The sequence below is a fragment of the Parachitinimonas caeni genome (assembly GCF_030129945.1).
GTDB lineage: Bacteria > Pseudomonadota > Gammaproteobacteria > Burkholderiales > Chitinimonadaceae > Parachitinimonas > Parachitinimonas caeni.
Genome location: NZ_JARRAF010000017.1, coordinates 22,727 through 49,253 on the forward strand (window position 1 = coordinate 22,727; position 26,527 = coordinate 49,253).

Here is a 26,527-nt window from a genome sequence, read left to right on the forward strand (position 1 = left end):
GCCTCCAAATTTAAGTCAGTGGGTTGGGGAATGCGGTGAAGTTGGCGCTGAGGCCATCACTGGGGTGGTTTGCTGCTGCGCCCGCCGGCGAAATAGCCGACCCAGCCCATGTTCCAAGTCGTCGACATAGCTGAACACCACCGGCACCATCAGCAAGCTCATTACAGTGGACGACAGCAGACCGCCGATCACCGTGATGGCCATAGGCTGGCGGAAGCTGGCGTCGGCACCGAAGCCAAGTGCGAGCGGCAGCAGACCGCTGATCATGGCAACCGTGGTCATGGTGATGGGCTGGGCGCGCTTATGGCAGGCATCCAGCAAGGCTTCGCTACGGCTCATGCCTTGCTGACGGGCGACGATGGCGTAATCGACCACCAGAATCGAGTTCTTGGTCACGATGCCCATCAACATCACCAGCCCGATCAGCGAGGGCAGATTAAGCTGGCCCTGGGTCAGCAATAAGGCGGCAAAAGCACCACCTACCGATAGCGGCACCGCCGACAGAATGGTGAAGGGCTGGAACCAGTCTTTGAACAGCAGCACCAGCACCGTATACAGCAGCGCTACGCCGGCCAGCATGGCGCCGCTCATGCCGGCAAATAGCTCGGCCTGATTTTCTGCATCGCCCGATTCGAGCAGCTTGACCTGAGTCGGCCTTTGCGCAAGCGCTGGCAAAGCCTTGGCGGCTTTGAGTGCGTCGCCTAAGGCATGGCCAGATAGATCGGCCGTCAGCGTCACCTGCCGTTCGCGATCGAAGCGGTCGATCTGCGATGGCCCTTCGGCCAAGCCGACCTCGGCCACGCTGCCCAGCGGCAGCAAACCAGCACGGCTCGGCACATTCAGGGCAGCGATTGCAGCCAAGTCGTGTCGTACTGCCGCAGGCAACAGCACCCGTATATCCAGCTGGCGTTGATCGAGATTGAGTTTGGCCAGCGCAGCCTGCCTGTCGCCCTGCAAGGCCACCCGCAGCGTATCGGCAATGGCCATGCTGCTGATGCCATGCTCGGCAGCGCGGCTGGCATCGGGCCGCACCACAATGTCCTGCCGCACCATGCCGGCGGTTGAGACGATGTTATTCAGGAAGGGCAAGCCGCGTAACTGCTGTTCCAACTCGCGTGCGCTATGCAGCAGCGCGGCCTCATCGCTGCTCGACAGCACCAGTTCCAGCTTTTCGCCCGAGCTGCCACTGCTGAGCGAGAAGCGCGCGCCGGCTAGTTGATCCAGCCGCTGTCTGATTTGCTGCTCCACCGCACGCTGCGCTGCCCGCTCACCACGTTCGGCCAGCACCAGCACCATGCTGGCACGGCGCACTTCGCCCGCCAGGTTCTGGCTCGGGTTGCCGGCGTAGATAAAGATGGTGCGCACGCCCGCTACATCCTTCACCGCAGTCGCCGCTTGCTGGCTCAGCGCCATGGTTTGCTGCAAGCTGGCCCCAGGTGGTAATTCGATACTGACCGTGGTGCTGCCACGGTCAGCTGGTGGAATAAAGCCGCGTGGCAATAGCGGCAGCAAGGCCACCGACAGGGCAAAGAAGGCCAGCCCGGCCAGCAGGGTCCAGCCGCGATGCTGCAAGCACCAGCGCGCCCATTTCAGGTAGATCGTCATGGTGCGGCCATCTTCATGCTGCGCATGCTGGCCCGGCTTGATCAGCCAAACCGCCATCATCGGCGTAATGATTCGTGCCACCAGAAAGGACAAGGCCACCGAAATCACGATGGTCCAACCGAACTGCTTGAATACCAGCCCCGGCACGCCGCCCATAAAGGCGGTCGGCAGAAAGACCACAATCAGCGCCGCTGTGGTGGCGGCTACGGCTAGCGCAATTTCATTGACGGCATCTTCAGTGGCTTGCCGAGCCGATTTTCCGCCCTGCATATGGCGAGCAATGTTTTCGACTTCGACAATGGCATCGTCAACCAGAATGCCCACTACCACCGCCAGCGCAAGCAGGGTGATGGTATTTAGCGTATAGCCAGCCCACTGCATATAGGCGAAGGCCGGAATGATGGAGAGCGGCAGTGCAGTGGCACCAATCAGCGTGGCACGCCAATCGCGCAGGAACAGGCCGATTACCAACACTGCCAGCAACGCCCCCTCGAACAGCATATGCATCGACCCTTCATACTGCTCATGGGTATGCTCGGTTGTGCCATTGACCTTCTCGATGCGTAGATGCGGGTGGCGCTGCTTCAACTGCTGCAGTACTGCATCCACACCCTTGGCAATACGAATCTCGTCAAAACCCTTGCTGCGCCAGAACTGAAACCCCACCGCCGCTTTACCATCCAGCACAGCAGCCTGGCTGCGTTCGGCTGGACCATCATGTACAGTGGCTACTTGATCGAGGCGCAAACTGCGTCCGTCGCTCAACACCAGCGGCAAGGCACGCAATTCCTCCGCTCTTTGCACCGTGGCAAGCGTACGCACACTCTGCTCGGCCTCACCCAGCTGACCGCGACCGCCCGACGCTTCCAGCTGTACCCGTCGCAGGGCGCGCGAGACTTCCGCGGCCGTGGTGCCCAAGCTATTGAGCTGCAGGGGGTCGAGTACGATCTGTACTTCGCGCCTTACCCCGCCCAGGCGGGTGAAGTCGGCCACGCCCGGCACGCTTTGTACCGCCTTGGCCACTTCATCATCCACCAGCCAGGACAGCGCCTCCTCATCGAGCTGATTGCTAGCGAGGGCATAAGTCGCCATCGCCCCGCCCGGCCCAACCATCACCTTGCTGACTCTTGGCTCTTCCAACTCACTGGGCAGCTCATTGCGGATGCGATCGACCGCGTCCTTAGTATCGGCCAATGCCTCGTTCAAATCGCGCTCAAGGGCAAAACTGACCGTAAGCAATACGCTGCCATCATTGATCTGGGTGCGGATATGTCTTAAGCCACGCATGCTGGCCAAGGCATTTTCCACCTTGCGTGCCACCTCGGTTTCCAGCTGGGCCGGCCCTGCACCAGGTTGGCGTAGCTCCAACTTAACCGTCGGTAGATCAAGATCGGGCAGTTCCTGTATGCCCAGCTTCTGAAAACCGGCCATGCCGGCCAAGGTGAGCAGCACAAACAGCAAGATGGCTGGAATCGGGTTGCGTATCGACCAGGTAGCGAGATTCATGCTTACTTCCCACCTGCTGCGACCACGCTCAAGGCTTCTCCACCCTGTAGAAAGCCAGCCCCTTGCAAGACGACCGACTCACCCGGACGCAGCCCTTGCACAATCTCGACCCACTCGCCTTGCCTTCTACCCGTTTGCACGGCCTGCTTGAGTGCCCGTCCCTGCACCAGTTTGAACACTACTGGCCGTCCATCACGCAACAGCACGGCAGTCGCCGGCAATACCAAGGCTGGCCGGCGGCCGAGCTCGATTTGCCCACTGGCATACATGGCTGCTTTGGCACTGCCGGGCTGAATCAGATCGACATAAGCCAAGCCGAGCCGGCTTTGCCCCTCCAGTGCACCGGCCAGTTGGCGCAATTTACCCTGGGCGCTGCCGCCGTCGGGCAATTGCAGCTGCACAGCAAGGCCAGGCTTGACCTGGGCCAGCTGTTGCGCCGTCAGCTCGGCCCGCCATTCCAGCTTGTTTTGGCGTATCAGTCGAAATAGCTCACCACCCAAGGCAGGCACCTGGCCCAAAGTAGCCGGGCGAGCAATCACCAGACCATCATCGGGCGCCTGCAGCCGGGTATCGCTCAATTTGGCACGCTGCAACGCCACTTGTGCCGCTGCAGCCTGCTGCTGCGCCTGCGCCAAATCGGCCTGGGTATCGGCATTCAGCATGGCCTGATCATTGATCAAACCACTTGCACGCATGCTGCGACTGCGCTCGCGCTCTGCCTGTGCTTGCCGCAGCGCCACCTCAGCTCGCCGCAAATCTGCCTGCGCCTTTTGCAGCTCGGCTTGAATCAGTCGGTCATCAAAGCGCGCCAGCACACTACCGCGCTTGACTTGCTCGCCCACCGCCGCATTCAGCTCCAGCAGCGCGACACCCTGTAGCCGATTGCTCAGCAGCATCTCCTGCCACGGCGCAATCACCCCCTGCGCCGCAATGCTGTCTGACCATAGTTGCTGCTGTAGCTGGGTAGCGCCGACCTTGATGCTGCGCTCCGCCGCCTGCGCCCAGCCAGCCAGAAAAAGAAAGAAGACCAACAGCAGGCGGCTCATCAGCGTGGCTCCAGGCCGCGCTGGAAAATGGCATAGACACGCTGCGCCTCCAGCTTCAAGCGCTCCGCATTGCCCTGCATGATGGTCTGCACCACCAAGCCCTGGATGGTGCCGACATAGAGCGTGGCCGCCGCTTCTTCATCCAGATCAGCCGCAAACTCGCCAGCCTGCTTGCCTTCTTGCAACAGCTTTTCGACACGCTCGCGGTAACTCTGCACCAAGGTCTTCACCATGCGCTTGGGCATGGTCTGCCCCGGCTTTTGCAGCTCGCCCAGCAGCAGGCGTGGTATGCCAGGGTGTTCGGCAATAAAGCCGATATGGCTCGTAAACACCGCTGCCAGCGCCGCTTTTGGCCCATTGGCCTGCTGTGCTGCGGTGTCAACTCGGCTCAGCAAGCGCTCAGCCACCCAGTTCACCACCGCCTGCAAGATGGCGTCCTTATTGGCGAAGTGGCGGAACAAAGCGCCCTGGGTCACCCCCATCCGCTCGGCAATCGCGGCGGTGGTGATGTCATTCGGGTTTTGCTCGGCGGCCAGTTCAACTACCGTTTCCACGGTTTTGGCACGACGTTCTTCAGCAGGCAGGATGACGCCGCTGGCGGGCATAATGGGAGGCATGATTTAGGTAGTAAGTGGTTACTATCTAAATGTATCGATTCGCCTCAGTTATGGCAACCCCTGGCGACATACGGTCAAAGTGCCTTATGGGCAAATGTCGGATAGATGACGCTAGGTTCTGTTGACGTTTTGTTCTCGGATCGTGTTTCGTCGGATTTGGGCCTGATGCAGGGCGAAAAGTGCGCCGCTAAGTGGTAGGCCACGCCATTTCCCATCTGGGCGCGCAGGTTGTAAGGCATTGCGATGCAAACCAACAGTCTGGCGGTCAATGCCGCAGCGGGCCCAAATCTGGCGAAGCCCTCCCTCCTCGCAACGGGGATGCCGTGGCTGTAAGCCGCTTTGCGGCGACAGCCACGCAAGGCCGGGGTCGAGTTTTGGGTGGGGCGTCGTCTGGGTTTGCTTAGTTAGCTCGCTAAACCGCGCTTACCCTACTTCGCGCTGTCCCTGAGTCTTCTCACGCCATCGGCCTGCGGTCGGGTAGAAGTCAGAGGGACCTGAGCAGCAATGGGCGCGAATGCGCTGCCGAGCGATCTGGATTGCTCTGGCATGTTGAGCCTACAGCATCGGCGATCCTGGTTCGGCGGTGGCTACCAAGCAAAGGCGGGCTACAATGCCTGCTTTTGCTTTTTGGTGTGGCGGTGCGGGTTGTTGTGATGGCAGACGGATTGAAAGTCATCACGGCGAGACCTGTGCGCCGGCTTTCCCTGAGAGGATAATGACTTTTTCGCTCGCTTCATCCTGTGCAAGCGCCTCGGCGCTAGTCCTGTCCCACGTTGATACGCTCCTGCCCTTTGATCTGGCCGATCTGGCATTTCAAAGCTGTGAATTCCGGTTTGCCCCCACGGGGTGGGAGACGGTGCAGTCGGTGCAGGTGGCGCCGATGGCATGCGCCGTGAGGGTGCCAGCCCGCATGGAGAGAGCCGTGCCCAAGCGTAAGGCAGAGTTTGTCGCCGGGCGCTTTTGTGCCATGTCGGCGATGCGGGCGTTAACGGACGAGTGGTACGAGGTGCCGATCCACGAAGACCGCAGCCCGATCTGGCCCGCGCATCTATTGGGTAGCATCAGCCACCGTGAAGGGCAGGCGGCGGCGGTGGCGGGCTTGGCCAGTCAGTGGCGTGGACTGGGCCTGGATCTGGAGCCCTTGATTGATGCGGATCAGGCGGAACGCATCGGGGACATGATTGTTTCCGAGGCGGAGCTGCAATTGCAGCCCGTGGGGTGGAGCTTTCCGCAATATCTGACGCTGGTGTTTTCAGCCAAAGAAGCGTTTTACAAAGCCATTTACCCGTTTGTGAAGCGGATACTGGACTTTCATGAAGTGGCCGTTTGTGCCGTCGATGACGGCACAATCACCTTGCGATTGCTGCATAAGCAGCCAGCTGAAGCGCTGCCAGACGTCCAGCTGCCGGTGCGGTATGTGGTGCGGGAGGGGGTGTATCTGACGCTGGTGGCCTGGCGGGCCTGACAATTGGCACGGGCGTTTGCGCCGGCTGCCCACTGGCCACAATTCACTTCAGCTTCACCAGACCATTCAGCAGCTGATCCAGCCCGCCGAATACCGAAATCTTGTCGATCCGCTCAGCCAGTCGCTCCAGCGTCTCCAGTTCCTTCAGGCGCAGGGCGGTGGGGTTGTCTTCCATTACCTTTGCCGTGTTCAGCAGTGAACGGGTCGCGGCCGTTTCTTCCCGACGCCGGATCACATTGGCCTGAGCGGCCTTTTCGGCCTCTACCACTTGTGCCAGTAGTGTTTTCATCTCGCCGGGCAGGATGATGTCCTTCACTCCCAGGCTGCAGACTTCCAGGCCGAAACCCGGCAGCCGCTGTGCCAGATGGGCGTTGACTTCGTCGTCGATCACCTGTTTGTTTTCCAGTAGCTCATCCAGGTTGCGGGTACCTACGGCAGCCCGCAGGCCGAACTGTAGCTCGCGATACAGATGCTCGGCCGGTTTGGCTAGCTGACGGAAAGCCATGTTCACATCGCTGAAGCGCCAGTTGGCGTTCAGGTTGATCCGCAGGCTCACCTTGTCACGGGTCAGAATTTCCTGCCCGCTCACTTCGAGTGCCTGCAGGCGGGTATCCACTGTTTCCACCTTGATTTCCCGATTGAAGCACCAGAAGCCATAGCGCCCAGGCGGCAGTAGCTCTTGCTGCTTGCCATCCACCCGCAGGATGCCGACGTGTTCTGCCGGAATCTGTACGCGCAGTACCGCATTCAGCCCAGAGATGCCACGCCCGCGCAGACCCACCTGCGTCATTGAAGCCAGCAGCGAGTCTGGTACACGAAAGTCCTGTGTCAGATTGATGCGTTCCAGCTTTTGTGGTGCGCCGTCTTTCCAGTAGAGCTGGCGGGAGCCGGGCGGCAGGACTTCGACCAGCAGGCCGTTTTCATAGCGCAGACCGGCTTCGTCATCGCCCAGATCAAATACATGAAAGTGGGTGTCGAGCGTTATGGCTTCATGCTGACGCAGGTAATCGACCAGCTTGTGCTCGAAAACTGTCTGATCCAGCGAGAAGACTTCGGTGCTGTAGCGCTTCTTCCAGTCGAACAGCTTGTGTTCGCCAGAGGTCAGAATCTGCTCAAAGTCACCATCCTTCAGCAGTAGGGCGCGTTCGTTTTTCTTGATATGAAAGTTTTGCCACATACAGATTTCCTTTGATGCGTAGTCCGGTAGGCACCAACCGGGCCGAGAGCCAGGGCGAAGAAGGCGGGGGCCAGGTGGCCTGTCGCGTGATCGGGTATGACCTCGTTCAGACTCACCGCTGCCGCCTTCCTGGCCAGGGCTCCGGGCCGGGTTGGTGGAGGCTGGGCAAGCCGGAGCGAGCCCAGTCTCGCCGGGTATTACTTTCTAATAGCGTCTTTGATGACGATGAATTCAGGAGTCGAACCTGATCGGCGTCAGTCGGTGACCGTTGCCTTACCGTGTGGTGCGGCCCCGGGAATCGAACCCGGCAAAGAACCAATAGCCGTCCGTCAATCTTCCAACGGAGCGGTATGCACGACTGCAACAGGAAATCCTGGCAGCGGGCACCCGTGCGGTCGATAAGCCGCGACGCAAGGCGCCGTTTTGGGATTGGTGGCAGGTATTTAGCGAATGGCGTGCCAGATGGTGGGGCTTTCGGTCATCTTGTTGATAATAAATAGCAATTGACCAAAGTTGCGGTTGTAGAAGGTGGACGGGTTCGAGAAGGTTGTCGAAAAAAATATCGACTTTTATCTTATGGGATAGCTAAAGGCGTGGTAGGTTCAGCAGGCTGCCAGCCGGCCAAAATCGACCAGAGGAGGCAGCTTGCCGTACCAGCCGGAAGTTCAGGTTGGGTTGGGGGGAGGGGGTTCGGCGGGCTTGACCTTGGTTACCCAGATGATCCCGAAGACCACGAGGACAAAAGCCAGCCAGCCAACGTGGTTGTAGCCTTCAATCCGCCCCTGTGGGCCCGTGCTCAGAAACAGGCCGCCAAGCCAGGCGCCAACGCCGGATCCCAGCGACTGCAAGGCGCTGTTGACACTGAGAAAAGCGCCACGCTTGCTGGGTTCTGGCACTGTGGTGAACAGGGCCTGTAGTGGAATCATCCGGCCGGACATGCAAATCATGAACAACGGGAAAAACGCCACCATCCAGATAAATGCGATATCCGGCAGATTGGTCAGGAACAGCAGCGGCAGGGTGGAAAGCCCGGCCATGAACCGGAAGACATCACGCTTGCCGAAGCGGTCGGACAGGCGACCAATCAGGCGTGACGTAAACAAGGTTGCTGCGCCACCAGCCATATAAATCCAGGAGATCTGCTGTGGCGCGACGCCGTGGTTTGCGACCAGCACTGGCGAGATGAAGGGAATGACCAGCATATGTGACACCAGAATCACAAAGGTCAGGGCAAAGGCGATCAAGTGGCGCGGCAGTGTGATCAACGCCCATAAATTGGGCAATGCCTGGGAAAGCGGCGGCGGGGTCTGGCTCAAGTGTGCGGTCAGCGATGGCACCAATCGCATGCCGGCCCCCCAGATCAGCATCGACACCAGAACCAGCACGTAGAACGGCGTGGACCAGCCCAGATGCGCACCCAGTACGATGCCAAAAGGTACACCTGCGATGGCTGCCATTGAAAATGCGGTCATGACGGTGCCGGTGGCTGCGCCGCGCCGTTCCTGCGGAATCACGTCGGCCACGATGGCCATCACGATCGACCCCATGACACCACCGGTTAGCCCGGCAAAGGCCCGGGCCATCAACAACAGAGGGTAATTCGGGGCGGCAGCGCAGATCAGGTTGGAGACGGCAAACAGTAGATAGACCGTCAGTAGCAATTTGCGACGGTCAAAGCGGTCGATGTAGGTAGCTGCAAACAGACCAGATAAGCCAGCACAGATCGAATAAGCCGAAACTGCTACCGCAAAGGCGGCCGGTGTGATGGTGAATGCCTGCATGATCTGCGGGCCTAGCGGCATCATCACCATAAAGTCGGTAATGACGGTAAATTGGGTCAGAGCCAGCAGCCACAGCAATTGGCGTTCGCGAGAAGGGGGCAGGGAAGTCATGCTCCGGAACCTGTCAGCCATTCGTGTTGGAGTAAGGCAAACCACAGGTCATCGACCCATTGGTTTCTGATCCAGCTCGCTTGCACAAACCGGCCTTCTTCTCGCAGGCCGAGTGCGCGCAATAGCCTGATCGAGCCTGCATTGGCCGGGTCACAGGCGGCACTGAGGCGATGGATGCCAAGCTGACCGAACAGGTGGGTGAACAATGCCCGTAACGCTTCGTTGGCGTAGCCTTGACCCTGCGCCGGCTGGCTGAGTGTGATGCCGATTTCCGCTTGTCGCCCTTCGTCGGTCAGGCAAAAAGCACAGTCGCCGATGAGCTGCCCGGTGTCCTTCAGGCAGATGCCGACTTGTCGCCAGCGACCTGGTACAGGCGGCAGGTTGGCATCTGCGTCCTGTATCAGCTGCTGCGCGGCCTCCGTGCTATAGGGCTGGGGCCAACTTTGCCATTGCGCCACGGCCGGATCGTTGCGATAGGCAACAAAGGTATCAAGATCGGCATCTTGCAATGCGCGCAAAACGAGGCGGGAAGTAATAATCTGCATTTATGCGTTTGATTTTACGGATTAAATTAAAAATCTTCCAGGTAGGTTGGCTTGATTTATTTATATCTGGCGTTTTAAAAATGCGGTAATTGATGCGTTGAATGGTTAGGCTGAATGGCCGAGGGTATGGCTTTTCCAGTGTGGCGATTCAGCTACGATTCTGCGGGCGAAGCCCAATGGGCGTCAAATGACGTATGGGTAAATTATTTCCCTTGTTGAGGGAACGACGGGCATGCAGAATCAGCCTATCTATTTACGAATTTATTTTCAGGAGACGACAGAATGCGTGGCGCAGGGGGAACGCAAGGGGGAATTGGCGAATTCGTGCTGGGCTTGATCATGATGTGCGGCGGATTTTATTTGCTGCTGAATGCGATTTCGGTGAATTCAAGTTTTGGCATCGGTTATTCGATATTCGGCTTCTCGATGTTCGGCGGTCATGTTTCGATAACCACTGGCATGGTGATGATTCCGTTCATGATTGGTATTGGTATTATTTTCTATAATAGTAAAAATTGGCTCGGCTGGTTGTTGGCGGGCGGGTCTTTGACTGCGCTGATTTTTGGGGTGATCGCTTCGATCCACTTCAATTTGCGCTCCATGAGCCTGTTTGAACTGATCGTGATTCTGGTGCTGAGTATGGGTGGGTTGGGCTTATTTCTGCGCTCACTCAAAACGCATTGAAAGGATGTCGGCAGCCAGTGTTGAAGGCTGGCTCATTCGTTTAATTGATCAACCATCCGTTTTTCCATTGCACCAATATCCAGGTATCCGGTTCTGTTGACATTTGAAGTAACCGCTTAATTTTTAAGGGTATCAAGAAATTTAAAACTCAGATTTCCAATTTAAAATCAATCGCTTGTGTGAGAGGTTCAACAGGGCCTGGCAAGTAAGGGGCTGATGTGGCGGCGCAATCGGCCTCCTCTCGCTTGCTCCAGTTCGAGGGTGGCTCGGTTAGAATAGCGTCTTTGTCAGCAAAAAATAGAATTTCGAAAGAGCGGCCGCAGGCCGTTTTTCTATTTTAAATCAGTCATGTGCTGACCAGATGTAGCCCCAATGATGAAGTTCGGCGGCGGCTTGGTCTGATATCCAGCCTATTGTTATTAGGCTCGGTTGACACGTCTTTTACGGTCGCGTCGGGCGGCAATACTTGACTCGGCGTGACTGGAAACAAAACCTCAACGGTGCCTAACGCACCATTTACCCAAACAGAAATCCGTAATATGACGAAAAGTGGCGAATCGAATCACACGCCCATGATGCAGCAATATCTGCGCATCAAAAGTGAGCACCCCGATAAACTTGTGTTTTATCGAATGGGCGATTTTTACGAATTATTTTTCGATGATGCAGTAAAAGCAGCGCGTCTGCTCGATATCACCCTGACCGCACGAGGTCAGTCTGGCGGTCAGCCCATCAAGATGGCTGGCGTGCCTTTTCATTCGGCTGAACAGTATCTGGCGCGGCTGGTAAAGCTGGGTGAGTCAGTCGCAATCTGCGAGCAGATTGGTGATCCGGCCACCAGCAAGGGGCCGGTTGAGCGCAAAGTGGTTCGCGTCATTACTCCCGGCACCCTGACGGATTCCGCGCTGCTGGATGACAAACGCGAGAATCGGTTGCTCGCGATCGTTGCGCATCGAGGCAGGCTGGGTTTGGCTTGGTTGACGCTGGCATCGGGCGAGTTCCGTGTGATGGAAACCGCAGCCGACAAGCTGCCGAGCGAGCTGGAACGTTTGCGCCCGGCGGAAGTGTTGGTGCCGGAGGATCTGCCCTTGGCGTTGCCGCAGCAGATGGGATGTGTGGTGAAGCGATTGCCTTCCTGGCAGTTCGATACTGATGCAGCAATGCGCAATCTGGTGCGCCACTTTGGCACTCAGGATCTCTCGGGCTTCGGTGTGGAGCCTGACCAGCCGAACTGGCTGGCAGTGGGGCCGGCCGGTGCGTTGCTTGAGTATGGTCGCGCCACCCAGGGCGGCGCGTTGCCGCATGTTACCGCGCTGACGGTCGAGACAACGGGGGCTTACGTCGAGCTGGACGCGGCGACCCGGCGGAATCTGGAGCTGACGGAAACCATTCGTGGCGAGGCAGCGCCAACGCTGCTGTCTTTGCTTGATACCTGCGCCACCAGCATGGGTAGTCGTCTGCTGGCCCACTGGCTGCATCATCCCCTGCGCCGCCAGTCGAAGATCGTACGCCGCCGTGATGCGACACGGGCCTTGCAGGAGGACCGTCAGTTCGAGCCGGTACGGCAGGTGCTTGGCGCCGTCCTGGATATTGAGCGCATCGTGTCACGCGTGGCTTTGCGCAGTGCCCGCCCGCGTGACTTGTCCAGTCTGCGGGATAGCCTGCGTGCCTTGCCTGAGTTGATTCCGCTGTTGCCGGGTAACGAATTGTTGCAGGAACTGGCGCGTCAATTGCCACCGCCTGCCGGGGTGCTGGAGCTGCTGCAGGCCGCGATGGCCGATGAGCCCTCGGTTGTGGTGCGGGAAGGCGGGGTGATTCGCGATGGCTACGACGCTGAACTCGATGAACTGAGGGCGATCCAGACCAACTGTGGTGAATTCCTGCTGGCTTTGGAGAGTCGCGAGCGTGAGCGCACCGGCATTCACAACCTCAAGGTTGAATACAACCGGGTGCATGGTTTTTATATTGAAGTCAGCAACGGACAGGCTGACAAAGTGCCCGACGACTACCGCCGACGCCAGACCCTGAAGAACGCCGAACGCTATATCACGCCAGAGCTGAAAACCTTTGAAGACAAGGCGCTGTCCGCTCAGGAGCGGGCGTTGGCAATGGAAAAACGCCTGTACGAGGCCTTGCTGGAACAACTGCAGCCCCATGTACCGGCCCTGCAGCTGACGGCAGCGGCAGTGGCCGGGCTGGATGTGCTCTCGACCTTTGCTGAACGCGCCTCCGAGCTGGATTGGGTTGCGCCGGAGTTTGTTACCGAGCCGACATTGAATATTGTGGCTGGCCGTCACCCGGTTGTGGAGGCGCAGCTTCGTCAGGCACAGGCTGGTGAGTTCGTCGCGAACGATCTCAACTTTCACGCAGGGCGCAAGCTTCTGCTGATTACCGGCCCGAATATGGGTGGTAAGTCTACTTATATGCGGCAGGTGGCGTTGATTGTGCTGCTGGCGCACTGCGGCGCCTTCGTGCCTGCCAGAGCGGCCACCATCGGGCCGATAGACCGCATCTTTACCCGCATCGGGGCCTCGGATGATCTCGCCGGGGGGCGCTCCACCTTCATGGTGGAGATGACCGAGACCGCCAATATTCTCAACAACTCGGCCGAAGCTTCGTTGGTCTTGATGGATGAGGTCGGGCGTGGCACCTCTACCTTCGATGGGCTGGCCCTTGCCTGGGCGATCGCCAGGCAGTTGATCGAGAAAAACCGCAGCTACACGCTATTTGCCACCCATTATTTCGAGTTGACACGACTGGCCCTCGACTACCCACAGGTTGCCAACGTCCATCTTGATGCGGTCGAACATAAGGACAAGATTGTGTTCCTGCATAGCGTGGAAGAGGGGCCAGCCAGCCAGAGCTATGGCTTGCAGGTGGCCCAGCTGGCGGGGGTGCCAAGAGAGGTGATCCGGGCGGCACGCAAGCATCTGGCCGAGCTGGAACAGCAGAGTGTCACTGCATCTGGTCAAGGCGATCTGTTTGCCAGTGCCCCTGTTGTCATCGAGCCGGAACCCAACCCGGCCTTGGAACGTTTGCTGGCGACCGATGTCGATGAACTCAGTCCGCGTGCAGCGCTTGAGTTGCTGTACGAACTCAGGCGCCTGGCGAGCTAGGTGCTGTTGACGTTTTGCTTCCGGCCACTTCTGGCCGAGGATGCCGCGTCAGCGGTTGCTGGGGAGTACGGTTGGATTGTCTGGTGATTGGCTGTCATGAACAGATGATTGTCAGACTTGAAGATCGTACTTGGTAGACGCGCAAAAATTCGCTATAAACGGATGATCAGGATATTTATCAGTAATTCCTGATCCAGACATGCAGGACGACGAGGCTTTGGCTGGTACAAATTCAAATTTTTGAAATTGTCCAGGCAGGCAGAAACGAAGCTGAAAGTGAAACTTAAAAAAGCGAACAACAAACCGTGTTGTTTGCATTGCCGAAGCTTCAGCTTCTTCGGCGTTCAGTGAGTAAAGCCGGACGGGCGGGGGCCGGGCCGGCATTAGCCCAAGGAGTTTATGAACGGTGGATGCAGAAGTGAAACAACTTGACGCGGGCATTGCCCGCATCTTTGGCGCAGATCCGGCGGAGCCGGGTCTGAATCTGGACAATATCCGTACCAAGGCATCGACCAATCTGGCCGCCTATGCCCGGCATCTTTCCGAGCTGTTTGCCCGGCAACAGGTGCCAGTGCCGCCGCCAGTCAACCTGCAGTGGTGGCATGAAGGCAGCCGTATCATGGTGGTGGGCAACCACCCAGACCGTGAGCGGATCGAGATCCTGCTCAATGGCGATGGTGAGCTGGTCGAAGAATTCAAGGAGCTCGAATTGCTGCACGAAATCGTGCGCAATGCCGAGCTGGCCGGGGAGGCAACAACCGAGAACCAGCACTTCAATATCGGATTGACCTCGACAGGGGCATTGGCATTCTTTACAGCCTGATCCGGCAGAGGTAATCGAATAAAGCGGCCGGGGAAACCTGGCCGCTTTTTATTTTTTGGCCGCTGCAAGGCGTTGTGGACACCTTTTTACGGCGACCGGAAAAATGTGTCCGCAGCACCTAAGCTGGCAGAATCCGAACAGACAAAGGAATAGCGTATGAGCTGGCAACGTGCATTGTTGCTGGGCAGCGTGAGCAGCCTGCTCTCGACTGCCATCTGGGCGCGCACCCCTCTGACCATATGCTACGAAGACGTGACATTGCGCCCGTGGAGCATGCCTGAAGGCAAAGGGCTGAGTCTGGACTTGTTGCGTAGCGTTGAAGCGAAGCTGGGGGAGTCGTTCGTACTGGTCAGCAAGCCCTGGAAGCGCTGTCAGGCGGAACTGAAGGTTGGTAATGTCGATGCAGCCTTGGGTATGGCGCACACCGCAGAGCGGCGCAATTTTGCCGTATTTCCAATGCTCGCAAATGGGGGGGTGGATCGCACGGCAGCTCTGTTTGAGGACGACTTCCATGTTTTCGCCCTGTCTACCAGCGCACTCGAATGGAACGGGTCTACTTTCCACAACCTGAACGGGCCTGTTGCCGTACAGGCTGGCTATGTGGTCGAGGGCCGTTTACGTGCGATGGGGATCACGGTAATCAGCGAGGATAAATCAGTACAGGATGGATTACGCATGGTTGAGAACGGCACGATGGCGGCTGCCATCCTGCAAGGGCACGAGAGCGTGCTACTGGCTACTGGCAACGAGCGCTTCAAGCGTACAGTAAGGCGCTTGCCGCAGCCGTTTTCTCACGAAGCCTTCTATCTGCCCTTCAGCCGGCAGCGATATGCCAATGAGGCCAAACGCATCCGCCGGATCTGGGCCACCATTGCCGAGTTACGCAAGTCTGCCGCTTATCAGCAAAAAGAGGCCGATGCGCTAAAGGCAGCTCGTTGATTCGCCAAGCGGGAGCGCGGTTGGTTGTTCTCAACCCCGCTCCAGGCGGCTAGGCTCTGTTGACGTTTTGTTCCCCGGCATCCCCCTTGCGGGGGCGGAGGGTTTCGCCGGATTTGGGCCTGCTGCCGTGTTGACTGCCAGGCTGTTGGCTTGCGATGCAAGCCTTACAGCCTGTGCGCCCAGACGGGAAATCGCGTGGCTTATCACTAAGCGGCGCGCTTTTTGCCTTGCATCAGGCCCAAATCCGACGAAACGCGATCCGGAAATAAAACGTCAACAGAGCCTAGGCGCGCCATTGATGGGTGACGATTTCAGCCAGTTGCGTCAAGCGGCCGTGAAAGAAATGACTTACGCCAGGAACGACGATGAGGGGAAGGTGCTGTGGGCGGGCCCAGTCGAGCACGGCGGATAATGGAATGACTTCGTCCTGCTCGCCATGTATGACGAGGGTGTCGGCGGGGACGTGCGGAATGGCGTACTTGCCGCAAGCTGGGCCAGCCATTATCAGGCGTTCGATGGCGCTTTCCCCCAAGCGCTGGGCAAGCCGGGCCTGCACGTAGGTGCCGAATGAAAATCCTGCCAATACGATCGGCAGGGTACCGTGCTCGGCCTGCACGTAGGCGTACACGGCGGCCATGTCGTCCACTTCGCCCTGGCCGTGGTCATGTTCGCCCGCACTTTTGCCAACGCCGCGCAGGTTGGGGCAGTAGGCGATGTAGCCCAGGCGCGAGAGGGTCTTGGCCAGGGTATGAACGACTTTGTTGGTATTGGTGCCGCCCTGGGTCGGATTGGGATGGGCCACGAGGGCGATGCCGCGCGGGGCGCCATCGGTGCTATGCGGCAGCCGCAAGGTGTCCAGCTGGCCAACCGGCCCATTGATCATCAATGGCTCGAATTGGGGAGCTTTCACAGCTTGAGCCTTTCTACGACGCGGTTGTGGACGAAGTGCTCTTCGATGATTTCATCGATGTCTTCGTTGTCCACATAGCGGTACCAGGTTGCCTCGGGGTAGATGACCAGCACGGGGCCTTCCGCGCAGCGATCCAGGCAGCCAGCCTTGTTCACGCGGATCTTGCCGGCGCCAGCTAGCCCCAGTTGTTTGACTTTGTCTTTGGCGTGGCGAAAGGCTTCGCTGGCACCGCAATTGTTGCAGCACTGTTCGCCTTCCTGGCGCTGGTTCATGCAGAAGAATACGTGTTTTTCAAAGTAGCTCATGGCTGTCCCTGGCGGTTGGCGGTGGTGTCGTGGGCGGTGGGGAAGTAAGGCAGATCGTCTTTGAAGGCAGGCTGTACTTCGGTCAGTACACGGATGTCGTCGATCTGGCATTCGCGCAGCAGGGCGCTGGCGTTCTGCTGGATCAGCTCAACTGAGTCCAGAGGGTCCAGTGGCCAGACGAATCCTTCCCAAAGTTCTGAATTGCCTGCGGCGCTGAGGGTGAAACGCAATTCATTCTGTGGGTGGGCACTCATTACTGCCACAGGGGTTTCTGCGCTCTGGCGGATTTTGCGGATGATGTTGCTGGCAAAAAACTGGAAGTGCAGTTCGTGACGGGCAAAGTGGCCAACGTGGCGGGCTGCAAGCCAGCTATTGGGTTGGCGCGGAATGGCAAATAGGGTGACTCCATCCTTTTTCAGGGCATCGCCCAGCAACTTGGTCAGCGGCATGCCCCATGCGCCGACTGGCCCCCCGAAGTGGACCGGATTCGGGCAGGTATCGATGACTTCGGCAAACCCGACGATGTAGCGCAGGAATACCCCATCACCGCCAACTTCGATCGGTGCGGCTGGCTGGTGGACGAAGGCGGCACCTGGGTCGTTGATCAACTCCCGGGTCCAGCGGCGCAGGGCTTGTGGGCCGACTTCGTCGAATACCTTGCCGGCAATCAGTTTGGGTGACAGATAAATCCTGGCATCTCGATTGAATACGCCGTGGCTGGTGAGCAGGTCTTTGATGGCTTCGATATTGCCAAGGGTGCCAAGCAGGCTGGCCTTGCCTTTGACGCCGGCAACCAGAATGACCGGGATCGCGAATGGTAGTGCCCATCGGTTGCCAGAGCCGCGTACGCCGGTTTCGATGGACTGATTGATCAGTTCATATACTTGCTGGCTGGGGGCGTTGGCCAGCGCGGTTTCCAGCAAGGCTGCGTCATCTTCAATGCCACGATTGATTTCAGTAAGCAAAGCCAGGCGGCGCTCTGGCTGGCGGGCCGCATCGGCCTCGGTCAGCAAGGCCATGGCAGTACGGATGATGGGGTGCTTGGGGTCTACTCTCGGGTAGAGCCGTGGATCGGGCAGGTGCATGGCGTACAGATCGTCCAGGTGCGACAAAGTACTGATTATATCAGCCTGCCCCCGGCCTGATCCGTTTGCTCCGAAGTGTGCACTATCTTGGTGCAAAAAGTCGCTGACCTCACCGTGGCGCGCCTGTTTCGCACCATTTTATTGCGCACCGCACCAATTTGGGTTGACAGCGGAAGGTAAATAAACCGATAATGCGCCCCGTTGAGATGCATTGATTGCTTCTTGATAGTTTCTCCTCTATTTCTCCTTTGTAGAATTCAGCCCGGATTGTCAAATCCGGGCTTTTTTTTTGAATTTTTCATAAGGAGAAATCCGATGTCCTCTGTAACCCGCATCAGCGCTCAATTGTTGGACACGGTGACCGCCGCCGCACAATCACTTCCACGCCGTCGGCGCAATCATAATTTTCATAATTCAGATTCGGCAATTTGCCACAGATTATTAAATGCTGTTGAGCCGGAGAGCTATGTCGCGCCCCATTGTCATCTCGATTCAACAAAAGATGAAATGATGGTTGTGTTGCGGGGCAGCATAGGCATCGTGATTTTCGATGCCGAAGGCGTTGTGATCGACACTGTAGTGTTGAGCCAAAATGGTCCGGTTTACGGGGTGGATCTCCCGCCGGGCACCATTCACAGCCTTGTGTCCTTAGAGTCGGGCTCGGTTATTCTGGAAGCCAAGGCTGGCCCCTACCTGCCGCTGTCGGATGAAGAAAAGATGCACTGGGCGCCCGCGGAGAATGCTCCGGGTTGGGAAGTCTACCGCGACCGGCTGATTGCTCTCTTCAAGTAGGCCGATTATTTCATAAACCCATTGCGGGGCGGGATGGGCCAGATACCGGGCGTGCGTGGTACGCACAAACTTTGGACTGTCTACTGCCTCGGTGGCGCTGGTGTGGCGGACAAAATTTCACCCGTGAGAACGGAAAGCAGGCTCATTGTGGCCTGCTTTTTGTTTTTCAGCGTGAGCTACTCCAATAAGCTCCCGTATCCAGGGATACGCTATTTGACTTCACGAATCGTCACCAAAGCGGCGCCGAAGGCGTTTGAGCAGGGATTAGTGGCCGAGGTGTCGCTCTGACAGTGACTGGTCTGGCTGCCACTGGCCAGCGCCTGCAGGCTGCGGCTGGCGCTACGGCTGACGGCGAGAGCTGAAAACGGGCCGGAGGGGCGCATGCCCAAGCCGGAGAAGTCTCGCGGGGTATCCGTCACGATGGCGAGCAATTGGTTGCCGCCCGCTGGGCCCTGCGCCGTGATCTGCCAGCTTTCGCGGGGCAGTCGTAACGGCTGGCCGGCGGTGACGAAGTTGTCGCGGTCGATCTGATTCGGGAACAGCAGATCGAAGCTTTTACCGTCCGAACCGACCATCAGCACATAGAGATAGCCCGACTGATTGCTGGTAACGGTGAAGTCGAGGCTATCTTCGCCGATTTTCAGCTCAGGTTTGGCTGGGGCGAGGCTGACGACGCGGCGGTCATCCCGACTATTGAATAGATCGCGTAGCGTGGCGCTGGCGGGGGCATCTCTGCTGCCCGTTTTGCCGGCGCCTTCGGGCAGGGCAAAGACCGAGCGGCTGTTGCCGGCCAGGGTGATGGTGGATGGCTTGATGTCTCGGGCGCCGGCGAGTTTTTGTTCCAGCTTGTTTTGCGCACACAGGCGCAGCTCATCAACACTGAGGCCGCCGCTCCGATCGGTATCAGCCCCCGCATTGATGCAGGCCAGCCAGGCGGAGGTGACCAGCCCGCCTTCCTTGGGATGGTCGAACGATACTTCATTGGCCTTGGCTGCTGCGATGTAAACGTAGTTGTTGCCACCGCTGCCCAAGGAACGACTGGCGACCCGCAGGTGTTCGCTCAGAATGTTGACCGGGACCGAGCAGCTATCCTGTGCGCCGGCCCTGACGGCAAATTTGGGGCGTAGTCCTGCCAGATCGGCGCTGCGCTTGTTTACCGAGCGGGTGGTCACGCCGCCAGAGTGGCAGGCGTCAATCATCACAACCAACCGGCTGGCCTGCTCGCCAAGCCTTTTCAGGCGCTTTTCCAGTTCAAAGTCGAAAAACAGCAGGCCATCGGTGGCGACCAGTCCTTCCGCACAGCGTTCGTTGGGGTCTTGCACCAGGGCACGGCCACCGTGGCCCGAGTAATAGACGAAGACCTGATCACCCTGACGGACGCGCTGTTCCAGTTCATCGAAAGCTTTGTTGATGCCGGAATAAGTCAGCTCGCTATCTTTGTAGAACCGCATATTCGCTTCGCGAATGCCCATGCGACGGCTGATTTCGCGTGCATTGTCGATATCGTGCCGCACACCGGGTAGTCCTGGCATATCGCTGGTGTATTGGCTGATGGTCAGGATCAGGGCGTGCGTTTCGGCAAGGGCGGGGCCCCAGCACAGGCTGGCGGCTAGGGTCAGACCCAGCAGGCTGCGCATTTTATTTACCTCCTTCGCCGCCCATCTGATCATCCATGCGCTTTTTCATGGCTTCGACGGTCTGGTTGGCTGGCTGCCGCTTGTGCATATCGGTCAGCAGTTTCTGCGCCTCCTGATATTGCTTGAGGCTGATCAGTTCGTTGAGAAAGTAGAGGTCGGGCAGCAGATCATCCGGCGCAGCTGACTGGCGCAGGCCGGCATAAGCCTCACGCGCCTTGGTCAGCTCGGAGTTCTCGCCGCCTCCTTGGCGAATGAACAGCACGCCGGAGAGTTGCTTGACCTCGCCGACTGTCGTGGGCGCCCGGTTGAGGGCCTGCTTCAGCAGGGGAGGCAACTGTTTGACTTCAGCGGGGGTGGCGCCGGCACTTCCCTTTGACTCCACTTCACCCACCTGCAGTTCGGAGGGGCCATTCCACGATTCCTGCCGGCCGGAATTTGACCAGGCGATCTGCAGGCTGGCCTTGCTTGCCAGTTTCACCCGATCGCCACTATGCAGTTGCATGAAGGCTTCAACAGGTTTGGCGCGGGCCTGCTTGCTGGTGTAGCTGACCTGACCTTCGACCTTGGTGACCAGGATGGTCACTCGCTCGGTAGCCAGGCTGCTGGCGGTCAGTAGCCAGAAGATGGCCAGCGCACAGGCGCGGTGTAATGACTTCATGATGCTTCCTCTCTGATCCCGACGACTTCGAATACTTCGACTGCTTCTTCCCGTCCCTTAACCTGTAACGAGCGCTGGGCACCGGTAACGATGCCGCTGCCGGCAGCGCGGACGGTTGCCGCACTGGCGGCAACCGTGCAGCCCAGAACCTTGGTGAGCCCTTCCAGCCGGGAGGCGATGTTCACGGTATCGCCCACGGCGGTGTAGTCGGCTTTCTGGGTTGAGCCGATATTGCCCAGCACGGCAGTGCCGGTGTGAATGCCAATGCCGATACGGAACAGCGGCAGGTCATGCCGGGGAAAGCGTTCGTCCATCCACTGCTGGAACTCAATGGCGATCTCCCGCATCCGCAACGCAGCACGCAAGGCCCGGCGTGCGTGGTCGGGCAGGGGCAGCGGCGCCCCGAATTCAGCCATGACGGCATCGCCAATGAATTTATCCACGCTGCCGCCTTCTTTAAGAATAGGCTCGCAAACCCGTTCAAAGTAGGCGTTCAGCATTTCCACCACTTCATTCGGGGCAAGTTTTTCGGAAATAGTGGTGAAGTCCCGCAGATCGGCAAACAACACCGTCACTTCAGCGGCTTCGCCACCCAGATCGGGCATGCGGCCGCTCTCCAGGACGGCTTCGAGTACGGCGGGTGATACGTAGCGCCCCCATGCCTGGCGCGCCAGCGCACGGTCGCGGGCTTCCTGCGATAGCCGGGCCGCAAACGCCAGCAGCAGGGCGACAGCCAGACCCAGTTGCAGGCTGGCCAGCGGTAGCATCCAGTCGGCGAGGAAGGCTTGAAAGGCGGTCGAGGCGGCCACTGCCGATAGCGCGGCAAAGGCGATCAGGGCGGGGGTGGAGCGCAGCCGCCAGAACAGGGCGGTGCCAACCAGCAGGAAGCTGCCAAGCCAGGCCCAGCGCCAGTGGTCGGGCGCCGCTTCGTAACGACGGCCACTCAGGAGGGTTTCCACGGCATTAGCCAGGATTTCGGCGCCCGCCATGAAGCTACCGTGCTGGATCACCCCCACGGCGTAGGGCGTCTGGTGCCAGTCGAACAGCGCGGTACTATCGGCGCCAATAATGACCACCTTGCCGCGTAGCGCCAGAACCTGAGGATCTTGCAGAGCCCCAGGCGCCAGCAGGCGCGAAATGGAGACGCGGGGCACAGTATTCGGTGGTCCGTAAAAGGCGATCGGGAATGGCGGATCTCCCGGCAGATACTGGCGGCCACCAATATTCCAGCCAGCGGCGTCGGCTTTGAGGCCAGCAGCCCGGACCGCGAGCAACGCAGGGAGTGATAGGCGCGGCGAACCTTGGCGTAACTCGGGCCGTAGGTTGATGGGGGGGGCAAAGGGCATGCGGCGGATCAGGCCATCGCTATCAGGCGGTAGGTCGGCCAGGCCCACGGTCGATACCAGATCGGGGGCTGAGAGCAGCACTTCAGGTTGGGGGAGGCGGAACTGATCGTAGCCGGCATCAATCGCCGGCTGGGTTGTGGCTGCAAGGGCCACCTTGCCCGAGGCGACTTCTCGCCGGAAGTTCTGATCAAAACGGCGCGCAATGTCGGTGTTGGGCAAGTCCATCTTGGCCAGCCAGCGCTCGGGAGAGATTCCATACAGAATATCGAGGCCAATCGCCGAAGCACCCACCTGCCGCAATACCTGCGAGGCTTGGGCGACATAGGGGGACCAGAATACCAGCGGGTCATCCGGATATGCCGCCAGGCTCTGATCGTCGATCACCACCAGCACCACATGGCCGGGCGTGGCGCGCACTCCGGCAAGGCGGTGCCACAAATCACTGTAGAAGTGCTCAATCCGCTCCGTCGCATTGCTGCGATACAGCCCCTCGGCGGCCGTCAATGCTGCCAGCACGGTGGCGACCAGCGCCAATCGTCGCCGCAAGCGAAAACCGATGAAGGGCAGAAGGGGCATGGCGTCTGTACACCTGTTCAAATTCGCGGCGACTGCCGCTTGCGGCTGAGGGGGTGCTGAATGGGTGGGACGACTGGCTAGGTTCTGTTGACGTTTTGTTTTCGACTGGAAAGTAGAACGTCAACAGCGCCTCGTACTGGTTTCAGTATCGTCAAGCCCATGGCCATTTGCCATTGCTGGCGGCGATGACCGATTAACGGTCGCGTCGGTGTGGTGGGCCTTGAGTCGGAATTGATCTTGCGGCAAGGCGAAAATCAATCAATTAACGTTCAAGGAGTCAGGCTCTGCCTGGGTCGAAAGCGCGGGCGTACCAACGAACTTAGCGGGAAACCGCCTCCTGCAGGGTGCGCTGAATTCTTTCTCTCAGAATGTTGGCCTTGGCTTTCTCCCCTTGCGAGTCATCGGCGGTCTCTATGGCCGCCAATGCCTTATCGGCGGATGTCAGGAGTGCCTGGGCCTTGTCCCGATGTCCTTCGAGCAAGGCCAGACGGCCGAACTCGTATTGCAGGCGGGATTCCCACAAGTTGGAGCGCTGCGTTGCAAAGAGTGTCTTGGCACTCAAACCAGAGAGCAATTCGGCCACCCCCTGGATTTTCTTTTGATCGAGCCGGGCGCTTGCCAAATTGTATTGAAGGATTTGAATGGCAGGGCTGCTGGCCTCGATTTTGGGGCTGGCGAGCGCGAGTGCTGCAATCAGAATTTCCTCTGCCTTGGCTGGCTGTCCGACGCGTATGAAATTGGATGCTGCATTGGCATAGATCACCGCAGAAAATTTAACCTTGCCGTTGGCTTTCTGATTCATTTCTGCAGCACGCAAAGCTGTATTGGCCGCAGCCTCAAACTGACCGGCATTGCCGTACACCCGACTCAAGGTGTGGTAAGCGCGCGATAGGCTCAGATTATTATCACCAATTGCTTGTTGCATGCAGGCTATGGCGTCCTGGGCATCCTTGATGCTCTCGGTGCTTAGCCCTCGCACTGAGCGTATTTCGGCCATACTCCGCATGGCTTCACAGCTCAGGTAGTGCTTGCTCCCGAAACGGGCTTGAGCCTGATCCCATTGCATTTGCGCGATCTGCTGGGCCCCTGCCAGATTTCCGGTCATGCGCGTCGACTGCGCATTGGCGTGGATAATCTGGTGGCGCAGCACCGGGTCGGCCTGCCCCAGACGATCCTGAATTGCCAGCGCATTTTCATAAGCTTGTATCGAGGCTTTCCATTGAAAGTTGCTGCCAAGAATACGGCCCCTTACAAACCAATAACGAGCCTGGGTGTCGTCAGTGGCGAGGCGCTGCAGAAAGCCGGATTTCTCAACCAGATCAAGCTGTGCGGCAGCGTCGGCATTCTTGTCTTGATTGATGAGGCTACGTGCATAACTGATCCGGATTTGTGCAATGAGTGTCGGATCAAGCCGGGTGGCTTGATTGGCGGCAGCCAGCGCTTTCTGCGCCTCGGCGGTTGCTTCACCGAATTCATCCAGTTCGTTGAGGGCTGTCTGGGCGGCGGCATGGACGGTAGCGCGGATCTCGGGTGACAGCGGGTTTGGGCCTTGATCAATCTCGGCTGTGGCGGTTTTGAGTGCCTCGGCCAGGGTGATGCCGACGCGGCCCGAAACAGCCGGCCCGGCCTTGGCCACCAGATCACGGGTCAGAAACCGGTTCAGGGCGCTGATGTTCCGGTGTTCTGCGGCCAATGCCTGCTCACTGCGTTTGAGCGCTGAATAGGCATAGAGGCTCGTTGCCAGCCCCGCGATCAGTGTGACGACAACACTAATCACCCAAGGCCGACGGGCCCGGTTGCGGCGAATGGCTTCGCGATCGCGTGCAATCTGCTCGCGCTCTGCGATTTCCTGCTGGCGTTGCGCATGGCGTTGCGACAGGTTGGAAATCTCTTCCAGCAGGGCCTGGGCGCTACCGGTGCGTTGTTCGGGGTTGCCGTCGGTGGCGTGGGCGATGGTTTCGACCAGCAGGGCGTCATCGATCTCGCGTTCCCAGCCAGGGGCCAGCGCCCGCTTGAAATCGCCGATCAGCAGCTGATACAGCATCACGCCCAGCGCAAATACATCGCTACGTTCGGTCGATGTCTCCCCTCGCAGTACCTCAGGTGAGACATAGAGGGTCGTTCCGAATGCAGAGTCGAGTGCCAGTGTTTGTACCCCGGCAGGGTAGTGATCGGCCTGACCGGAATCGATCAGCCGTGCCGGGTCACTCAGGCGGCCACTGCCAAAGTCCACCAGCTTGAGCTGGGCACCGCTGCCGGCTTGGGGGGTGATGAGCACATTGGCTGGTTTGAGGTCTTTATGCAGTACGCCAACAGAATGGGCGGCCGCCACGGTAGTGGCAATGCGGCAAAACAGGCTTAGCCTGTCGGCGCGGGGCAGCGATGCCAGGGCTTGATCTTTGGCGGACCATTCCACCAGATTGATGCCGCCATACTCGCTTTCCAGAAAATAGGGCTGCTCGGTGAAGTTCCAGTCGAGAACACGCAGAAAATCGGCGCGCTCGCCCAGTTGATCATGCAGCAGGCACGACAGGCTGGCTTCGCGTTTTAGCGCCTGCAATCCCTCTGCGTTATGGCTGTATTTGAAGACACGCTCGATGCCGCGCTTGCGCTGCCGGGCGAGCCACACTTCCGCCCCCTGGCTATAGCCAAGTTGCTCGACCAGCTCGAATGCGTCGCGCAATGGCGCGGTTTTACCCGCTGCGAATGCCGTCGTGGTATCGGCTGGCCTCTCAATCGCTTGGCACACCACTGGCGCAGTGATGCGATAGCCCAGTTTGGGTAGCGCTTCAATCAACCCGGCATGCGACTCCCCTAGTGTAGTGCGCAACCGGGTGATGGCGCTGGCCAGTACGTTCTCGCCAACATGCCGTCCATTCCAGATGTTTTCCTCGATTTCAGCCCGGGGGACCAATTCGCCGGCACGCGCCAGCAGCAGGCAGAGGATGCGCCAGGACTGTGGCTGGATTTCCACTTCCAGCCCGTTGATGGTCAAGGTGCCGGTGGATTCATCAAGAAAGCTGGCTCCAAACTGATATCGATTAGGCATACGCAAGGTAGAAATTTGACAATGAGCGTTAGGGGGGCGGTTTGCCTTCCAGACACGCCAACGAGAAGCTGCCGCAAAAGGAGTGGCGTTGAGGCCGGGCCGACGACGTGTGATTCGCCAGAAGAGTTGACTATGTTACTCGCATTACCCGTTTGAAAGAATTTTGTAAGCAAATGCGGCGATATTGCGCCAGGAGGATCTGCCTCGGGAGAGATCTGGCAGCCAAAAAGGGCGGGTGCTGGTTTCATCGCCTTCTGGATGAAGACCAGGCACCCGCCATTGGCAGCGCTTAGCGCTTGGCGATCAAGGTATTTTGATCATGCACCAGGGCCCAATGCGATCCTTCTTTTTTGAAAATCAAATTCAAGTAGTAATCAAGATGATGCAGTTTTCCGTGTTCGTCCTTTTCGTCATAGCTGACAAGTAATAAAGCACTCGCCATATCGACCGACTTTTGTTTGCTGACGAGGCGGTATTGGAGTTTCCAGCTTTGATCGGCAAACCATTCTTTCATCATGGCCCGAAATTGCTCGGCGCTCTCACTGAAATGGCCATTAGGCAAAATCAAGGTGAGATTTTTGCCCTTGGTAAGCGTCTTCTCAAATGCCGGGTAATCCCGTTTCTCTATGGCATTCAGGTGCTGTTGCAAAGTGCAGTCAAAATCGCATTCTGCAGCTTCGCTGATTTGGGTGGTTTCCAGCATAAGGGCGAATCCTAAAAAGAGTATTTTGAAAAATCGTTTCATTTCAAATAT

At 58.5% G+C, this 26,527-nt stretch carries 20 protein-coding genes; 6 read left to right on the forward strand and 14 right to left on the reverse strand.

The features are described 5' to 3' along the window. Window positions 1–15: 15 nt before the first annotated feature. Genes PZA18_RS14465 through PZA18_RS14475 form a run of 3 tightly spaced genes read right to left on the reverse strand, consistent with a single transcriptional unit; the run spans window position 16 to window position 4,774 of the window. Complete coding sequence (locus PZA18_RS14465) at window positions 16–3,111, reverse strand: efflux RND transporter permease subunit (RefSeq protein ID WP_284101571.1); 3,096 nt, start codon at window positions 3,109–3,111, stop codon at window positions 16–18. Window positions 3,112–3,113: 2 nt separating this feature from the next. Beyond that, entirely contained in the window at window positions 3,114–4,157 is a 1,044-nt protein-coding gene (locus tag PZA18_RS14470) for an efflux RND transporter periplasmic adaptor subunit (protein WP_284101572.1), read from the reverse strand. After that, entirely contained in the window at window positions 4,157–4,774 is a 618-nt protein-coding gene (locus tag PZA18_RS14475; RefSeq protein WP_284101573.1) for a TetR/AcrR family transcriptional regulator, read from the reverse strand. Before PZA18_RS14475 ends, PZA18_RS14470 begins: the two co-directional genes overlap by 1 nt. A 715-nt stretch (window positions 4,775–5,489) precedes the next feature. Here PZA18_RS14475 and PZA18_RS14480 point away from each other — a divergent pair. Beyond that, on the forward strand, window positions 5,490–6,239 hold the full coding sequence (locus PZA18_RS14480; protein WP_284101574.1) for a 4'-phosphopantetheinyl transferase family protein: 750 nt from the start codon (window positions 5,490–5,492) through the stop codon (window positions 6,237–6,239). 43 nt (window positions 6,240–6,282) lie between these two features. Here PZA18_RS14480 and PZA18_RS14485 read toward each other — a convergent pair whose 3' ends face one another. From PZA18_RS14485 to PZA18_RS14495, 3 genes are all read right to left on the reverse strand, one after another. After that, window positions 6,283–7,416 carry a slipin family protein gene (locus PZA18_RS14485; protein WP_284101575.1) on the reverse strand — a complete coding sequence of 378 codons (1,134 nt, stop codon included), beginning with the start codon at window positions 7,414–7,416 and terminating at the stop codon, window positions 6,283–6,285. Window positions 7,417–8,081: 665 nt separating this feature from the next. After that, window positions 8,082–9,308: an MFS transporter gene (locus PZA18_RS14490; protein WP_284101576.1), complete on the reverse strand. Its 1,227-nt coding sequence runs from the start codon at window positions 9,306–9,308 to the stop codon at window positions 8,082–8,084. Next, window positions 9,305–9,853: a GNAT family N-acetyltransferase gene (locus PZA18_RS14495; protein WP_284101577.1), complete on the reverse strand. Its 549-nt coding sequence runs from the start codon at window positions 9,851–9,853 to the stop codon at window positions 9,305–9,307. Before PZA18_RS14495 ends, PZA18_RS14490 begins: the two co-directional genes overlap by 4 nt. Before the next feature lie 282 nt (window positions 9,854–10,135). Between PZA18_RS14495 and PZA18_RS14500 the strand changes: the two genes are divergently transcribed. From PZA18_RS14500 to PZA18_RS14515, 4 genes are all read left to right on the forward strand, one after another. Next, entirely contained in the window at window positions 10,136–10,537 is a 402-nt protein-coding gene (locus PZA18_RS14500) for a hypothetical protein (RefSeq protein ID WP_284101578.1), read from the forward strand. A gap of 539 nt (window positions 10,538–11,076) precedes the next feature. Further along, complete coding sequence (gene mutS / locus PZA18_RS14505) at window positions 11,077–13,653, forward strand: DNA mismatch repair protein MutS (RefSeq protein WP_284101579.1); 2,577 nt, start codon at window positions 11,077–11,079, stop codon at window positions 13,651–13,653. Window positions 13,654–14,071: 418 nt separating this feature from the next. Beyond that, window positions 14,072–14,476 carry a hypothetical protein gene (locus tag PZA18_RS14510; protein ID WP_284101580.1) on the forward strand — a complete coding sequence of 135 codons (405 nt, stop codon included), beginning with the start codon at window positions 14,072–14,074 and terminating at the stop codon, window positions 14,474–14,476. A 156-nt stretch (window positions 14,477–14,632) separates the two neighbouring features. Beyond that, window positions 14,633–15,415, forward strand: a complete 783-nt coding sequence (locus PZA18_RS14515) for a substrate-binding periplasmic protein (protein ID WP_284101581.1) — start codon at window positions 14,633–14,635, stop codon at window positions 15,413–15,415. 283 nt (window positions 15,416–15,698) lie between these two features. Here PZA18_RS14515 and PZA18_RS14520 read toward each other — a convergent pair whose 3' ends face one another. Genes PZA18_RS14520 through PZA18_RS14530 form a run of 3 tightly spaced genes read right to left on the reverse strand, consistent with a single transcriptional unit; the run spans window position 15,699 to window position 17,742 of the window. After that, window positions 15,699–16,298: an alpha/beta hydrolase gene (locus tag PZA18_RS14520; RefSeq protein ID WP_284101636.1), complete on the reverse strand. Its 600-nt coding sequence runs from the start codon at window positions 16,296–16,298 to the stop codon at window positions 15,699–15,701. Window positions 16,299–16,321: 23 nt separating this feature from the next. Then, window positions 16,322–16,630: a (2Fe-2S) ferredoxin domain-containing protein gene (locus PZA18_RS14525; RefSeq protein WP_284101582.1), complete on the reverse strand. Its 309-nt coding sequence runs from the start codon at window positions 16,628–16,630 to the stop codon at window positions 16,322–16,324. Then, window positions 16,627–17,742, reverse strand: coding sequence for a hypothetical protein (locus PZA18_RS14530; RefSeq protein WP_284101583.1), 1,116 nt, complete (start codon window positions 17,740–17,742; stop codon window positions 16,627–16,629). Before PZA18_RS14530 ends, PZA18_RS14525 begins: the two co-directional genes overlap by 4 nt. Window positions 17,743–18,030: 288 nt before the next feature. On the opposite strand from PZA18_RS14530, the gene PZA18_RS14535 reads away from it, so the two are divergent. Then, window positions 18,031–18,507, forward strand: coding sequence for a WbuC family cupin fold metalloprotein (locus PZA18_RS14535; protein WP_284101584.1), 477 nt, complete (start codon window positions 18,031–18,033; stop codon window positions 18,505–18,507). A gap of 209 nt (window positions 18,508–18,716) precedes the next feature. Here PZA18_RS14535 and PZA18_RS14540 read toward each other — a convergent pair whose 3' ends face one another. The 5 genes from PZA18_RS14540 to PZA18_RS14560 all read right to left on the reverse strand — a co-directional run bounded on the left by PZA18_RS14540 (window position 18,717) and on the right by PZA18_RS14560 (window position 26,518). Then, window positions 18,717–20,144 carry a DUF4384 domain-containing protein gene (locus tag PZA18_RS14540; protein WP_284101585.1) on the reverse strand — a complete coding sequence of 476 codons (1,428 nt, stop codon included), beginning with the start codon at window positions 20,142–20,144 and terminating at the stop codon, window positions 18,717–18,719. A 1-nt stretch (window position 20,145) separates the two neighbouring features. Next, the gene (locus tag PZA18_RS14545; protein ID WP_284101586.1) at window positions 20,146–20,802 is read right to left on the reverse strand and encodes a hypothetical protein; all 657 of its coding nucleotides are present in this window, start codon (window positions 20,800–20,802) and stop codon (window positions 20,146–20,148) included. Next, entirely contained in the window at window positions 20,799–22,724 is a 1,926-nt protein-coding gene (locus PZA18_RS14550) for an adenylate/guanylate cyclase domain-containing protein (RefSeq protein ID WP_284101587.1), read from the reverse strand. Before PZA18_RS14550 ends, PZA18_RS14545 begins: the two co-directional genes overlap by 4 nt. A 319-nt stretch (window positions 22,725–23,043) precedes the next feature. Next, complete coding sequence (locus PZA18_RS14555) at window positions 23,044–25,773, reverse strand: protein kinase domain-containing protein (protein WP_284101588.1); 2,730 nt, start codon at window positions 25,771–25,773, stop codon at window positions 23,044–23,046. Between the two features lie 289 nt (window positions 25,774–26,062). Beyond that, window positions 26,063–26,518: a YybH family protein gene (locus PZA18_RS14560; protein WP_284101589.1), complete on the reverse strand. Its 456-nt coding sequence runs from the start codon at window positions 26,516–26,518 to the stop codon at window positions 26,063–26,065. Window positions 26,519–26,527: the final 9 nt, after the last annotated feature.